Raw genomic sequence first — 12,837 nt, forward strand, 5'->3', positions numbered from 1 at the left:
GTGTCGCCACCCGCTTCGACAAGCTCGCCCGGAACTACCTCGCCGCGCTCCACCTCGCCGCCGCACGCCTCTGGGCGCGCAGTTACGAGTCCACGACCTAGAACGAAGGTATCTCCTCCTTCGCCGCCAGCACCTTGTCGACCCGGCGGCCATCCATGTCGACGATCTCGAAGCGCCAGCCCGCCCAGGAAATCCGGTCGCCTTCCTTCGGCACGCGCTGCAGCAGTGCCAGCATCAGGCCGGCCACCGTGTGATAGGTGCCTTCCTGTGGCAGGTCGGGCAGTTCCAGCCGGGCCTTCAGCTCGTCGGAGGGCATCATCCCCTCCAGCAGCAGGCTGCCGTCATGGCGCACCACCGCCGGATGGTTGGTGTCATCCTGCGGCGCGCCGAGTTCGCCGACGATCGCCTCGAGCAGGTCGGAGGCGGTGACCACGCCCTCGAAGCTGCCATACTCATCCATCACCAGCGCCATGCCGATCGGGTCGCCGCGCAGCCGTTCCAGCGCGTCCAGCGCGGACAGCGTATCCGGCAGCACGCGGGCCTGGCGCAGCGCGCGGGCCACCGACATCGGCGCACCTTCCAGTATCTGGTCCAGCAGGTCCTTCGCCGCGACCACGCCCACCACATTGTCGACCCGCCCATCCGCCACCACGAAGCGGGTGACGGAGGAAGCGCGCAGCCTTGCCACCACGTCTTCCGGCGCCGAGGTGCGGTCCAGCCACTCCAGCTCGTTGCGCGGCGTCATCAGCGCCCGCACTGGCTTGTCCGCCAGGCGCAGCACGCGCTCGATCATCTGCCGCTCCTCACGCTCGATGGCGCCGGAGGTGGCGCCCTCGGCGACCACCGCCTTCACCTCCTCCTCCGTCACCTGGTTGGCGGAGACGTCATGCTTGCCGAACAGCCGCAGCACGAAGGCGGAGGAACTGGAGAGCAGCCAGATGACCGGCCCGGTCACCTGCGCCAGCTTGGCCAGCGGGCGGGAGACGAGTACCGCGACGCGCTCCGGATTCCGCAGCGCCAATTGCTTCGGCACCAGCTCGCCCAGGATCAGGCTGAGATAGGTGATGATGACGACGACCAGGGTGAAGGCGATCTCCTGCCCCATGCTGCCGATCGCCGGCACTTCGGACAGCCATTCGCCGAGCGTCTGCGACAGCCGCGCGCCACCGAAGGCGCCGGCCAGCACGCCCACCATGGTGATGCCCACCTGCACGGTGGGCAGGAATCGCTGCGGATCGTCGGCCAGCGCCTGCGCCGCGGCAGCGCCGGGGTGGCCGCGCCGCAGCAGCGCGCTCAGCCGGGTGCGGCGGGAGGAAACGATGGCGAGCTCGCTCATCGCGAAGACGCCGTTCAGCAGCACCAGCAGCAGGATCAGCAGGATTTCGAGACCGGTGGCCATGTCGCGCGGGTCCCTCAGACGGTTCGGCCTGCGGTTTAGCGCCCGGCGGCGCCGGATGGAAACATGCGGGGCTTCCGCTGCGGCGCGGCGTGCCGAGATGAAGGGCATGCGACACATGATTCCCGGCCTGCCCATCCCTGCCCTCTGGCTCGGCCTCGCCGGGCTGCTGCCCTTCCTGGCGATGGCCGGCGCCACGGCGGCCGGACTGCCCTGGGGCGGCCGGGCGCTGGCGGCCTATGGCGCCACCATCCTGGCCTTCCTCGGCGCCGTGCATTGGGGCCTGGCCTTGGCCGCGCCGGCGCCCGGGCCGGGTCGCTTCGTCCTTGGCGTGGTGCCGCAGCTGGTGGGCTGGGTGGCTCTGCTGCTGCCGCTGCGGCCGGGCCTGGCGCTGCTGGCCGTGGCGATCGTGGCGACCGCGGCGGCGGAGACGCTGGCCGCGCGGGCCGGCTTGGTGCCGATGGCCTACCTGAGGTTGCGGTGGGTGCTGTCGGTGGGTGCCGCTGGGTGCCTGGCGGTGGCCGCGCTCGCGGCCAGGTGACGTTCGTAAACAAAAGATTTCCCTTGTCTCAAGAAGTGGACTTGTTAAGCTCTCAGCAACCACTTCCCCGACCGGAGGCAATCCATGCACGAAAATGAACCGCTCGCCTCTGGCGATGTCCTGGCCTTCCCGAACTCCAATGAGCGCCGCCTGCGCATGGCGCTGCGCAACCTCGACGCCGCCCTGGCCGAGCAGCGGGAGGCGATTGCGCTGTTTCGTTCGGAACTGGCGGCGCTGGGCAGCGCGGTGAACGGCCTCGGCGACAGCGCCCAGGCGCTGAAGGACCGCCTGCATGACGCCGCCGAGGACACCGCCCTGGCCCGCGACGCCGCGCTACGCCTGCAGCAGACGGCGGAGGCGATGACCCGCGCCGGCTGAAGCGCTCCGGGATCAGAGGCTTGCCCTATCCAGGCTTGCCGGCCCCTGCCGCCCCGCTATAGCCACGCCGACAGGATGTCGGAGGGATCGGTGCGCGCCCGAATCGCCCAGATCCTCGACCGGCTCAGCCCGGCCGAGCGCAAGGTGGCGGAACTGGTGGCCGCCGATCCGGACGGCGCCATGGGCGCCACGCTTGCCGGGCTGGCCCGCACCGCCGGGGTCTCCGAACCCACCGTGATCCGCTTCTGCCGCAGCCTGGGGCTGGAGGGATTTTCCGACCTTCGCATGGCGCTGGCGCGTGGCCAGGCCGCGCCGCCCGCAGCCCCGCTCCGGATCGCCCCCGGGCTGCCGTTGCCCCTGGTGGCGGAGGCGGTGCTGGATGGCGCCGGTGCCGTGCTGGCGGAGATCCGCGCGGCCCTGGACCCCGCCGCCATCGAAGGCGCAGCACTGGCCCTGCTGCGTGCGGCACGGGTCGAAATCTGGGGCCAGGGCGCCTCCGCCGCGCTGGCGCAGGACCTGGCATTCTCCCTGTTCCGCCTTTGCCGCGGCGTGGTGGCGCGGCACGATCCGCAGATGCAGGCCATGGCGGCGGCGACGCTGGATGGCGAGGCGGTGGCGATCTGCCTCAGTGCCAGCGGAACGGCGCCGGAGATGGTCCGCCTGGCCGAATCGGCCGCCAGCTCGGGCGCCACGGTCATCGCCCTGACCCGCCCCCACTCGCCGCTCGCCGGCGCCGCCACGCTGCTGCTGCCCTGCACCGTGCAGGATGCGGCGGAGCCATGCGCGCCGATGCTGTCGCGCCTCGCGCCGCTGCTGCTGGGGGATGCGCTGGCGGTCAGCGTTGCGCTGCTCTCGCCGCAGGCGGCGCAGGAAAGGCTGGCGCGCATGCGGGCGGCGCTGCCGCACCAGACCAACCAACAACGGGAGACGACGCCATGACCCACCCCCTGCTGCCGCAGTTCCGCGCCGCCCGCGTCATCCCGGTGGTCCGCACCACGGATGCCAGGCTGGCGGCGCTGGCCGTGGAATGGCTGCGCGGCGCTGGCCTGACCATCTTCGAGATCACCCTGACGGTGCCCGACGCCACCGGGCTGATCCGCGCCCTGGCCGCCGATCCGGCGCTCACCATCGGCGCCGGCACCGTGCCGGACCGCGCGGCGGCGGAAGCCTGCCTGGCGGCGGGCGCGCGCTTCCTGGTCTCGCCCTGGGTGGACCCGGCGGTGGCGCAGGCGGCACGCGCTGCCGGCGCGGCCTCCATGCTCGGCGCCATGACGCCGACCGAGGTGCGCGCCGCGCTGGCCGCCGGGGCGGATGTGGTGAAGCTGTTCCCGGCGAGCTCGGCCGGCGGCCCCGCGCATGTGAAGGCGCTGCGGGCGGTGTTCCCGGATGTCGCCTTCTGCCCCACCGGCGGGGTCGATGCGCGCAATGCGCCCGACTACCTGGCGGCCGGCGCCGCCTTCGTCGGCATCGGCGGGCGGCTGGTGGATGAGGGGTTGCTGGCGCGCGGCGACCGCGCCGGCATCGAGGCGGCGGCGCGCGACGTTCTCGGCCTGAAGCAGGCCTGAGCCTCATTGCCTCCGCGCAACCGTTGCCGCAGGGTCCGGCCAGGAATGCCGCATCCGCTCCGGAGCTTGCCCGCCCATGCCTGACATCCTCTGCCTCGGTGAGCCCATGCTGGAATACAACCAGCAGCCCGGCAGCCCGGACGGCCGCAGCCTGTACCTCGAAGGCCATGGCGGGGATGTCTCCAACGCCGCCATCGCGGCGGCGCGCAGCGGTGCCGATGTTGGCATGATCGCCCATCTGGGCGAGGACCGGCCGGGCGAGAGCTTCGCCCAGCTCTGGGCGCTGGAGGGGGTGGATGCCGGCTGCGTGCGGACCGATTCGGATGCCCCGACCGGCATCTATTTCGTCAGCCACGGCCCACAGGGCCACGACTTCACCTTCTACCGCCGCGGCAGCGCCGCCAGCCGGATGCGGGTGCAGGACGTGCCGGAGGAGGCGATCCGCGGCGCGCGGATCCTGCACCTGTCCGGCATCAGCCTCGGCATTTCCGACACGGCCTGCGATGCCGCCTTCCACGCCATCCAGGTGGCGCGCAAGGCCGGTGTCACCGTGTCCTTCGACACCAATCTCCGCCTGCGGCTCTGGCCGCTGCGGCGCGCCTCCGCCTGCATCCACACGGCCGTGGGCATGGCCGACATGGCTTTTCCGTCGCTGGATGACGCGCAGCTGCTCACCGGGCTGACCGAGCCGGAGGCGATCGTCGATTTCTACCTCAGGCTCTGCCCCCTGGTGCTGCTGAAGCTGGGCGCGGAGGGCCTGCTGGTGGCAACGCGGGAAGCGCGGGCCCGCATCCCAGGCTTCCAGGTGAAGGCGGTGGATGCGACCGGCGCCGGCGATACGCTGGCAGGCGCCTTCCTGGCGCGCGCCGCGGCCGGTGACGATGTCTGGCAGGCCGCCCGCTACGCCAATGCGGCCGCGGCGCTGTCCACCACCGGCTATGGCGCCGTTGCGCCGATTCCGGCGGCGGCGGAGGTGCATGCCTTCCTGGAGGTGCACCGGAACTGAACCGGCTCCAGATGCGGCAGGAGGAGACATGGCCCGAAGACCCTCCGGCAAGGCGAAGGCCACGCCCGCGGGCGATGCCGCGCCGGTGCTTCTTTCAGGCGGCAATCCGCAGATCGCCAAGGCGGATGGGGATGCCCCGGTGCAGGCCTATATCGCCGCCATGCCGGGCTGGAAGAGCGACCTCGGCCGTCGCCTGGATGCGCTGATCACCGCGACGGTGCCGCAGGTGAACAAGGCGGTGCGCTGGAACTCCCCCTTCTACGGCATCGAGGGCCAGGGCTGGTTCCTCAGCTTCCACGTCTTCACCCGCTACGTGAAGGTGACCTTCTTCCAGGGCCTCTCGCTGCAGCCGGTCCCGCCCGGCGGCACGGAGCGCAGCAGGGAAGTGCGCTGGATCGACATCCACGAGGCCGATGAATTTCCCGAGGCGCAGATGCAGGCCTGGGTCCGGCAGGCCGCGTCCCTGCCCGGCTGGATCCCCTGAGGATTGTCCGGACGGATCGTGCTCTAGGCCGCCGGGGCGGGCAGAGGACGGACATGGGTGGCGGCCTTTTCGCCCACCGCACGCAGGAAGCCGCAGCTTTCATAGAAGGCGAAGGCGGCAACCGGTGCACGCACCCGCAGCCTGGGATAGCCGCAGCCCACGGCCTGCTCCGCCACCGCCTGCACCAGGGCGCGGCCCACGCCGGCGCGGCGGGCGGCGCGCAGCACGTACAGCCGGCGCACCCGCCCGACCACCTCATCCGGCAGATACGGATCGCGCGTCAGGCCGCAGAGCCCGACCAGCGCCGTGCCCAGATGGGCGGCGAACAGCGCGTCGCCCCAGCCATCGAAACGCAGCGTGCCGGCGTGCCAATCCTCGCACAGCACCTGCAGCATCCGCTGGCCGTCGCCGAGCGCATCGGCAGCGAGATCCTCGATGCCTTCCGGCAGGGTCACGATCCGCTCGATGCGGATCGCGGCCCGGGAGGCGCCGCCATCGGGACGCAGGGGACGCAGCAAGGTCGGGACTGCCTCGGCCGGTGAGACTCGCCACTTAGGCGTGCAGCCCCCGCGACACCAGCCCCGCGCCGGTCACCCGGTGCGGCGGTTGTCCCCCGGCCGCAGCCGCAGGCCGGGCCGCAGGCTGGTGAAGGGCAAGGTTGCCGGGTCCGCCACCACCGGCCCGGGCGCCGCCACCACCAGAACGACTTCCGCGATCGGCTGGAAATCCGCGCGGAAATGCACGCTGGACTTCAGCGCGAGGATGCGCTGGGCCGATGGCTCGATGCCGACATGGCGGAACAGCGCCTGGTCATAGGCCTGCATCTTGCGCGAGGTCACGATCACGCGAACCCCCGGCGCCGGGCTGATCAGCGCCGTGGCTCCGAGATCCGCCACATTGCCGCCGGCCATCGGCCCGGTGCAGACGAAGCGCCCATCCGTCAGCTTCAGCACCCGCGCCGTGACCGCCAGCGGCGCGCCATCCGACTTGCCGCCGAGGCTGAGCGAGACCTCCGCCCCCTCCCCGGCCGCATGGCACGCGGCGGCGCTTTCGGCGTCGTTGATCAGCGCCAGCACGGCGCCTTCCGCCTTCTGGCGGATCAGCTCGGCCAGCAGTCCGGTGGTGTCGCCATGGCCGCCGCCGCCGGGATTGTCCTGCGTATCGGCCAGCACCACCGGGCGCTCGGCGCCCGTGGCGATCTGGATCGCCTTGGCGACGCCGGCCTGGGCATCGTGGATATCCGGCGCGAAGGCCGCCTCGCGGGCGGCGAGGTCCGCCAGCAGCGCATCGGCGGCGGCATCCGCGCTGGCCTGGTCGGCGGCAAAGGCGGCGAAGGCGGCGCCGCAATCGGCGAAATCGGCATAGGGGAAGCCGAAGCACAGGCCGAGTTCGGCGGCGCCTTCGCGCTCGGCGATTTCCGCGCGTGCCGCCATCGCATCCGCCATCGGCGGCACCAGCGTGCACTGCCCGGTGATCGGGATCAGGTAGTCGAGCTGCCGGAACGCCTTGGCGAAGGGCCGTCCGAGCGCGATGCGGTCGAACAGCAGCTGCATCGCCCGCGCGCCGGCTTCCTTCATGTCCACATGCGGATAGGTGCGGAACGGCGCCAGCGCATCCGCATACTGCACCATCGCCGCTGTCAGGTTGCAATGGGGGTCGAGGCTGGCGGTGATCGGCACGTCCGGGCCGAGGATGGCCCGCGCGCGGCGCAGCAGCTCACCCTCCGCATCCGGGAAATGCTCCGCCACCATGGCGCCGTGCAGGTCGAGATACAGGCCATCCAGCGGGCCTTCGTCCAGCGCGGCCTGCAGGTCGTGGAAGATCAGCGCGGCCAGGCGCTCGAACGCCTCCGCCGTGACGGGGCCGGCCGGATTCGCGAAGCCCCAGGACAGCGGGGCGATGGTGACGCCGGCTTCCTCCGCCAGGCGGATGGCGCCGGCGGCGGGCACGGCGGAAGGGCGCAACGTGTCCAGCAGCGTTGCCGGGCGCTGCACCGCGGGCCAGCCGCCGGGGGCCAGGAAATCCGCCCAGCGCGTCGGGATCGGGGCGAAGGAATGGCTTTCATGCAGGAAGCCGCCGATGGCGATGCGCATGGGGGATAGGTCTCCGTGAGGCTCGGCGGAACGGTGCCAGCCGCGGCGGCGGCTGGGAAGCCGGCCGCGGCTGCGCCAGGATGCCGACGCGATTCGAAAGCGAGCCCGAGATGTCCGACGCCGCCCTGCGCCAACCCCTGCCCGCCCCGGTGCCGGCCAGCTTCCACCAGGTGCCGGTTCCCGGCGGCAGCCTGGCCTGCTGGGACACCGGGGGCGCGGGCCCGGCCGTGGTGCTGCTGCATCCGGGCACCGGCAGCCATGCCGTCTGGGGCTACCAGCAGCCGGTGCTGGCGGCCGCCGGCTATCGCGTGATCGGCTATTCGCGGCGCAGCCACCTGGGCTCGCCCGCCACCGAGGATCCCGGCTGCGCGGCGGAGGATCTGGCGGCGCTGCTCGACCATTTCGGCATTGCCCGTGCGCATCTGCTGGGCTGCGCGGCGGGCGCCATCGTCGCCTGGGATTTCGCGCTGTCCTTCCCGGACCGGGTCGGCCGGATGGTGCTGGCCTGCACCCATATGGGGCTGGAGGATCCGGACTACGCCGCGCTCAGCGCCAGCCTGCGGCCCAAGGGCTTTTCCGAATTGCCCGGGACCTTCCGCGAGGTAGGGCCGAGCTACCGCGCCGCCAACCCGGAGGGCACCGCGGCCTGGCTGGCGCTGGAGCATGCGGCGATTCCCGGAAAGCGGCAGGAGCAGCGGCGGATGAACAGGCTGGACCGGGCGGCGCTGGGGCGGCTCGCGATGCCGGTGCTGCTGGTGGGCGGCGATGCCGATTTGTGGGCGCCGCCCTCGGTGTTCCGCATCTTCCATCGGGCGCTGCGGGGCAGCGAATTGCTGATCCTGGCGGAATGCGGCCATGCGGCGCAGTGGGAGCAGCCGGAGGCGTTCAATGCGGCGGTGGTGGAGTTTTTTGGGAGAGGGTAGCGCCGGCCGCCACCCGCCGGCTGGCGCGGCCACCCTCCCCCGCTTGCGGGGGAGGGCCGGAGTGGGGGCCAGCGCGCCGCCCTACCCCTTCGCCACCCCCGCCGTCGCCAGCGCCGCATCCGCCACCACCAGCAACCCGGCCTCCGCCCATTCCGGCGTGATGCTCTCCGCCTCATTGTGGCTGATGCCGCCATGGCAGGGGGTGAAGACCATCACCGTCGGCACGCGCCGCGCGCAGTACACCGCGTCATGGCCGATGGCGGTCGGCATTTCCTGGTAGGCGATCTTCCGCGCCGTGGCGGAATCCCGCAGCCGGTCCACCAGCGTCGTGGCGAAGGGCGTGGCGGGCGAGAGCCAGAAATCCTCCACCGCCACCGTCACGCCCCGCCGCGCGCCGATCGCCGCCGCTTCCGCGCGCAGCACCTCGGCGAGCGCGGCCAGCTTGTGCTCGTCGTCATGCCGGGTATCCAGGCTGAACCACACCCGGTCCGGCACCACGTTGCGGCTGTCCGGATGCACCGTCAGCCGGCCCACCGTGGCGCGCGCGCCGGCGGCCAGGGCCGCCTTCTCGATCGCCAGGATCATCTCGGCGGCGCCCATCATGGCATCCCGCCTGCCGGCCATGACGCTGCCGCCATGCGCATTCTCGCCGGTGACCGTCACCTCGAACCAATGCTGCGCCAGCGCATGGGTGACGATGCCGATATCCAGGCCGAGTTTCTCCAGCTGCGGCCCCTGCTCGATATGCACTTCGAAGTACGCTTCCAGATCCTGCAACGCGGCCGGATCCGCGGCGCCGGCCCAGCCGATGCGGGACAGTTCCTGGCCGAAGACCGCGCCGGCGCTGTCCGTCTTCGCCAGCACCTCGGCTTCCGGGAAAATGCCCATGGCGGCGCCGCTGCCCATCATCGGCGGAGAGAAGCGGGCGCCTTCCTCATTGGTCCAGTTGATCAGCATGACGGGCGCCTCCGTCTCGATCCCCGCCTCATCCAGCGCGCGCAGGATTTCGAGGCCGACCAGCACACCCAGCACGCCGTCGAATTTTCCTCCGGTTGGCTGCGTATCCAGGTGGCTGCCGATGGCGACCGGCTTGCGGGAGGGATCACGCCCCGGCCGGGTCAGCGCCATGTTGCCGACGCGGTCCAGCACCAGCGTCGCCCCCGCCGCCTCCGCTTGGCGTTGCAGTAGCGCGCGGGCCTCGCCATCCAGGTCGGTCAGCGTCTGCCGGTTGTTGCCGCCCTTGGCCGTGCCGCCAATCCGGGAAAACTCCATCAGGCTGTCCCACAACCGGGTGCCGGAGGGTTTGAAATTGCTGGTCATGCGCTGGCCTCCACGCCGCACCATTCGGCCATGGTGATTGCGATGGTCCGGGTGATGTCGTGCATGCTGTCCATGCCGACGCTTTCGTCGATGCCGTGGATGTCCTGCGCATCCGGGCCAAAGCAGGCCACGGGCGTGCCCTGGTACAGGGTGAAGAAGCGCCCATCGGTCAGGCCGGTCGCCGGATATTTGCGCAGATCATGCCCGGTCAGATCGGCGAAGTTCTTCATCGACGCCTGCACGATGGCGGCCTCCATGTCGAAGACGCAGGGGTCCGCCATGAAGCCCTTGAACTCCAGCTTCACCTTGGCACCCTTCAGCGCGGGATCGCCGCCCGCTTCCTGCACAATTCGAGCAATATCGGCGCGCACATGCGCCGCGCTGTTGCCCATCATCACACCCACCCGCAGGCCCAGCGTGGCGCGCGTCGGCACGGAGGAATTCCACTCGCCGCCCGTGAAGGTGCCGAGGTTGACGTTCACCGGGTGGTTCACGCCACGGAAACTGGCATGGATCAGCTCGGCGCGGTTCATGTCGCGCTCATAGGCCTCGAAGCGGGTCCAGATGGACATCGCCGCCTCCACCGCATTCACCCCCGCCTGCTTGTCCCGCACATGCGCCGGGCGGCCGGTGACGGTGACCCAGGCCCAGACCACGCCGACTTCCGCACTGTACATCGCCGGCAGTCCCGGGCCGGGTTCGGGGATGATCACGGCATCGGTCTTCGGCATCGCCAGCATGCAGGCCAGCGCGCCGTTGCCGGTGCATTCCTCCTCGATCACCGACTGCATCTGCACCTCCGCCGCCGGCTGCAGCCCGGCCAGCTTCAGGGCGCGGAAGGCGGTGACATAGCTGAGGATGCCGGCCTTCATGTCGCCGGCGCCGCGGCCATACATGCGGCCACCGCGGATCTCGGGTTCGTAGGGCGGCGTGGTCCATTCATCCTCGGCGCCTTCCGGCACCACATCGACATGGCCCTGCAGCGCCAGCGACCGGCCCTTGGCGGCTCGCGGCCGGTGCACCGCGACCACATTGTCGCGGCCCTCATAGCCGATCAGCGGCGGCGAGAAGCCGGGATGGCCCGCCAGTGCCGCCGGGTCCGTCGCCACGCGCCGCGGCTCAAGGCCGAGGCCTTCATAGACCCGCGCCATCTCGGCCAATGCCGATTGCTCATTGCCCAGGGTGGAAGGGCAACGCACCAGGCGCATCAGCGCCTGCTCGCCTTCCGAACGCAGGGAATCACAGGCCTCGAGTATGGCGCGACGGGCGCCGGGGTCGAGCGGGACGGCTTCGGTCATCATGAACCCTTGGGCAGCAAGCCGCGCAGTCCACCCGCACGGCGCCGATCTGTCCAGCCGCACATGGTGGACATCCGCGGCCGCGCGCCCCTACCGTCCCTTCCATGAAAGCCTTTGCCGATGCCGCCAATGCGGCGCATGCCCCGCAATTCTTCCTCATGCGCGGCCGTGTCCGCCCGAACTATGAGGTGCCGGCCCGCGCCGCCTCGCTGGCCGAGGGGCTGGCCCGGCTTGGCATCACGCCCACGACGCCACCCCCTGCCCCGCAGGCCGCGCTGCTGCGCGCGCATGATCCGGGCTATCTGGATTTCCTGCGCGATGCCTCGGCCGGCTGGGCAGAACTGCCGGAAGCGGGGGCCGAGGTGGTGGGCAATGTCCATCCGACGCCGGAGATGATCGCCCAGGGCGCGCGGCCGCCCACGGGCCTGGTCGGGCGTGTCGGCTGGTACACCGCCGATACAGGCTGCCCGATCGGGCCCGCCACCTGGCAGGCCTCGATCGGCGCCGCCGCCTGCGCCGTGGCGGCGGCAGAGGAAGCGCAGGCCGGCCGCACCGCCTATGCACTGTGCCGCCCGCCCGGCCACCACGCCTATGCCGCACGGGCCGGCGGGCATTGCTACATCAACAACGCCGCCATCGCGGCGGAAACGCTGGTGGCTGCGGGCGCCCGGCGCGTCGCCGTGCTGGACATCGACAGCCACCATGGCAACGGCACGCAGGGCATCTTCTGGAAGCGGGCGGATGTGCTGACCGTCTCGATCCACGGCGACCCCAACGCCTACTACCCCTGGTATGTCGGCCATGCTGGGGAACGCGGCGCCGGCCCGGGCACCGGCTGCAACCTGAACCTGCCGCTGGCGCAGGGCAGCGGGGATGCCGAATGGCTGGCGGCGATCGGCACCGGGCTGACCGCGATCCGCAATTTCGGCGCGGATGCGCTGGTGGTCTCACTCGGCTTCGATGCGAGCGAGCATGAACCGCTGGGCTTCCTGCGCGTCACGGAGGACGGCTTCTCCCAGGCCGGCGCGCTGATCGCGGCGGCAAGGCTGCCGTCGGCGATCATCCAGGAGGGGGGCTACAATGTGGAGCTGCTCGGGCGATTGCTGGAGCGGTTTATTATCGGCTGGGGCGGTTGATTTAGGCCCGGATTAATTCAACCCTGGGTGCGTGAGTTCCATCGCCCGCATCCAGACCTTCGCCTTCGCCGGCATCGAGGCCGTGCCCGTCGAGGTCCAGGTGCAGATCGCGCCCGGCCTGCCGGCCTTCCTCATCGTCGGCCTGCCCGACAAGGCCGTCGGCGAATCGAAGGAACGCGTGCGCGCGGCGCTGACCGCCATCGGCCTTTCCCTGCCGCCGAAGCGCGTCCTGGTGAACATGGCGCCGGCCGACCTCGCCAAGGAAGGCAGCCACTTCGACTTGCCCATCGCGCTGGCCGTACTCGCCGCCATGGATGTGCTGCCGCGCGATGAGCTGCATGATTTCGCGGCCCTCGGGGAGCTGGGGCTGGATGGCGCGCTGGCGCCGGTCGCCGGCGTGCTGCCCGCTGCCATGGCCGCCTCGGCGCGGGAGCTGGGCCTGGTCTGCCCGGCGCAGCAGGGGCCGGAAGCCGCCTGGGCCGGCCGCATCCAGGTGCTCGCGCCGCCCGACCTGCCGGCGTTGATCAACCACTTCCGGGGAATCCAGACGCTGGCCCAGCCGGTGCCGCCGCGGCTGGACGACGCGCCCTGGGCCGGCCCCTGCCTCAGCCAGGTGCGCGGCCAGGAAAGCGCCAAGCGGGCGCTGGAGATCGCGGCGGCCGGCGGCCACAACCTGCTCATGTCAAGGTGTTAGGCC

General features: G+C 71.5%; 13 protein-coding genes and 1 pseudogene. 9 read left to right on the forward strand and 5 right to left on the reverse strand.

Annotated elements, in window-relative coordinates; all coding sequences use genetic code 11:
• Positions 1-97 precede the first annotated feature (97 nt).
• Complete coding sequence (locus tag HB662_RS22710; protein WP_168053177.1) at positions 98-1,399, reverse strand: hemolysin family protein; 1,302 nt, start codon at positions 1,397-1,399, stop codon at positions 98-100.
• Positions 1,400-1,505: 106 nt separating this feature from the next.
• Here HB662_RS22710 and HB662_RS22715 point away from each other — a divergent pair, with 106 nt between their 5' ends.
• The 6 genes from HB662_RS22715 (at position 1,506) to HB662_RS22740 (ending at position 5,370) form a co-directional block, all read left to right on the forward strand.
• Positions 1,506-1,937: a DUF3429 domain-containing protein gene (locus tag HB662_RS22715; RefSeq protein WP_209443450.1), complete on the forward strand. Its 432-nt coding sequence runs from the start codon at positions 1,506-1,508 to the stop codon at positions 1,935-1,937.
• A gap of 84 nt (positions 1,938-2,021) precedes the next feature.
• On the forward strand, positions 2,022-2,315 hold the full coding sequence (locus tag HB662_RS22720) for a hypothetical protein (protein WP_168053181.1): 294 nt from the start codon (positions 2,022-2,024) through the stop codon (positions 2,313-2,315).
• A gap of 90 nt (positions 2,316-2,405) precedes the next feature.
• Positions 2,406-3,254 (forward strand): SIS domain-containing protein, encoded by an 849-nt coding sequence (locus HB662_RS22725; RefSeq protein ID WP_168053183.1) that lies wholly within the window; start codon positions 2,406-2,408, stop codon positions 3,252-3,254.
• The gene (locus tag HB662_RS22730) at positions 3,251-3,880 is read left to right on the forward strand and encodes a bifunctional 4-hydroxy-2-oxoglutarate aldolase/2-dehydro-3-deoxy-phosphogluconate aldolase (RefSeq protein WP_168053185.1); all 630 of its coding nucleotides are present in this window, start codon (positions 3,251-3,253) and stop codon (positions 3,878-3,880) included. Before HB662_RS22725 ends, HB662_RS22730 begins: the two co-directional genes overlap by 4 nt.
• Positions 3,881-3,956: 76 nt before the next feature.
• A complete protein-coding gene (locus HB662_RS22735) occupies positions 3,957-4,886 on the forward strand; it encodes a sugar kinase (RefSeq protein ID WP_168053187.1) in 930 nt (309 codons plus the stop codon).
• Between the two features lie 28 nt (positions 4,887-4,914).
• Positions 4,915-5,370, forward strand: coding sequence for a DUF1801 domain-containing protein (locus HB662_RS22740; protein WP_168053189.1), 456 nt, complete (start codon positions 4,915-4,917; stop codon positions 5,368-5,370).
• Positions 5,371-5,393: 23 nt separating this feature from the next.
• Here HB662_RS22740 and HB662_RS22745 read toward each other — a convergent pair whose 3' ends face one another.
• A complete protein-coding gene (locus HB662_RS22745; RefSeq protein WP_168053191.1) occupies positions 5,394-5,888 on the reverse strand; it encodes a GNAT family N-acetyltransferase in 495 nt (164 codons plus the stop codon).
• 72 nt (positions 5,889-5,960) lie between these two features.
• Positions 5,961-7,463, reverse strand: coding sequence for a M81 family metallopeptidase (locus HB662_RS22750; protein ID WP_168053193.1), 1,503 nt, complete (start codon positions 7,461-7,463; stop codon positions 5,961-5,963).
• Between the two features lie 80 nt (positions 7,464-7,543).
• Between HB662_RS22750 and HB662_RS22755 the strand changes: the two genes are divergently transcribed.
• Entirely contained in the window at positions 7,544-8,386 is an 843-nt protein-coding gene (locus HB662_RS22755) for an alpha/beta fold hydrolase (protein ID WP_168053195.1), read from the forward strand.
• A gap of 81 nt (positions 8,387-8,467) precedes the next feature.
• Here HB662_RS22755 and HB662_RS22760 read toward each other — a convergent pair whose 3' ends face one another.
• Positions 8,468-9,706: a Zn-dependent hydrolase gene (locus HB662_RS22760; RefSeq protein WP_168053197.1), complete on the reverse strand. Its 1,239-nt coding sequence runs from the start codon at positions 9,704-9,706 to the stop codon at positions 8,468-8,470.
• The gene (locus HB662_RS22765; RefSeq protein WP_168053199.1) at positions 9,703-11,004 is read right to left on the reverse strand and encodes an ArgE/DapE family deacylase; all 1,302 of its coding nucleotides are present in this window, start codon (positions 11,002-11,004) and stop codon (positions 9,703-9,705) included. The genes HB662_RS22760 and HB662_RS22765 overlap by 4 nt, the downstream gene beginning before the upstream one ends.
• A gap of 104 nt (positions 11,005-11,108) precedes the next feature.
• Between HB662_RS22765 and HB662_RS22770 the strand changes: the two genes are divergently transcribed.
• Both HB662_RS22770 and HB662_RS22775 read left to right on the forward strand, forming a co-directional pair.
• Positions 11,109-12,140, forward strand: a complete 1,032-nt coding sequence (locus tag HB662_RS22770; RefSeq protein WP_168053201.1) for a histone deacetylase family protein — start codon at positions 11,109-11,111, stop codon at positions 12,138-12,140.
• Positions 12,141-12,171: 31 nt separating this feature from the next.
• Positions 12,172-12,822: pseudogene (locus tag HB662_RS22775) on the forward strand (magnesium chelatase domain-containing protein); the annotation flags it as partial.
• Between the last annotated feature and the right edge of the window lie 15 nt (positions 12,823-12,837).

The sequence above is a fragment of the Falsiroseomonas frigidaquae genome (genome assembly GCF_012163145.1).
Lineage (GTDB): Bacteria > Pseudomonadota > Alphaproteobacteria > Acetobacterales > Acetobacteraceae > Falsiroseomonas > Falsiroseomonas frigidaquae.

What these genes read in the sequence shown, in the direction of transcription:
- HB662_RS22710 (WP_168053177.1), bottom strand. Translation starts at nt 1,399, where the DNA reads ATGGCCACCGGTCTCGAAATCCTGCTGATCCTGCTGCTGGTGCTGCTG.
- HB662_RS22715 (WP_209443450.1), top strand. Translation starts at nt 1,506, where the DNA reads ATGCGACACATGATTCCCGGCCTGCCCATCCCTGCCCTCTGGCTCGGC.
- HB662_RS22720 (WP_168053181.1), top strand. Translation starts at nt 2,022, where the DNA reads ATGCACGAAAATGAACCGCTCGCCTCTGGCGATGTCCTGGCCTTCCCG.
- HB662_RS22730 (WP_168053185.1), top strand. Translation starts at nt 3,251, where the DNA reads ATGACCCACCCCCTGCTGCCGCAGTTCCGCGCCGCCCGCGTCATCCCG.
- HB662_RS22735 (WP_168053187.1), top strand. Translation starts at nt 3,957, where the DNA reads ATGCCTGACATCCTCTGCCTCGGTGAGCCCATGCTGGAATACAACCAG.
- HB662_RS22740 (WP_168053189.1), top strand. Translation starts at nt 4,915, where the DNA reads ATGGCCCGAAGACCCTCCGGCAAGGCGAAGGCCACGCCCGCGGGCGAT.
- HB662_RS22750 (WP_168053193.1), bottom strand. Translation starts at nt 7,463, where the DNA reads ATGCGCATCGCCATCGGCGGCTTCCTGCATGAAAGCCATTCCTTCGCC.
- HB662_RS22755 (WP_168053195.1), top strand. Translation starts at nt 7,544, where the DNA reads ATGCCGACGCGATTCGAAAGCGAGCCCGAGATGTCCGACGCCGCCCTG.
- HB662_RS22760 (WP_168053197.1), bottom strand. Translation starts at nt 9,706, where the DNA reads ATGACCAGCAATTTCAAACCCTCCGGCACCCGGTTGTGGGACAGCCTG.
- HB662_RS22765 (WP_168053199.1), bottom strand. Translation starts at nt 11,004, where the DNA reads ATGACCGAAGCCGTCCCGCTCGACCCCGGCGCCCGTCGCGCCATACTC.
- HB662_RS22770 (WP_168053201.1), top strand. Translation starts at nt 11,109, where the DNA reads ATGAAAGCCTTTGCCGATGCCGCCAATGCGGCGCATGCCCCGCAATTC.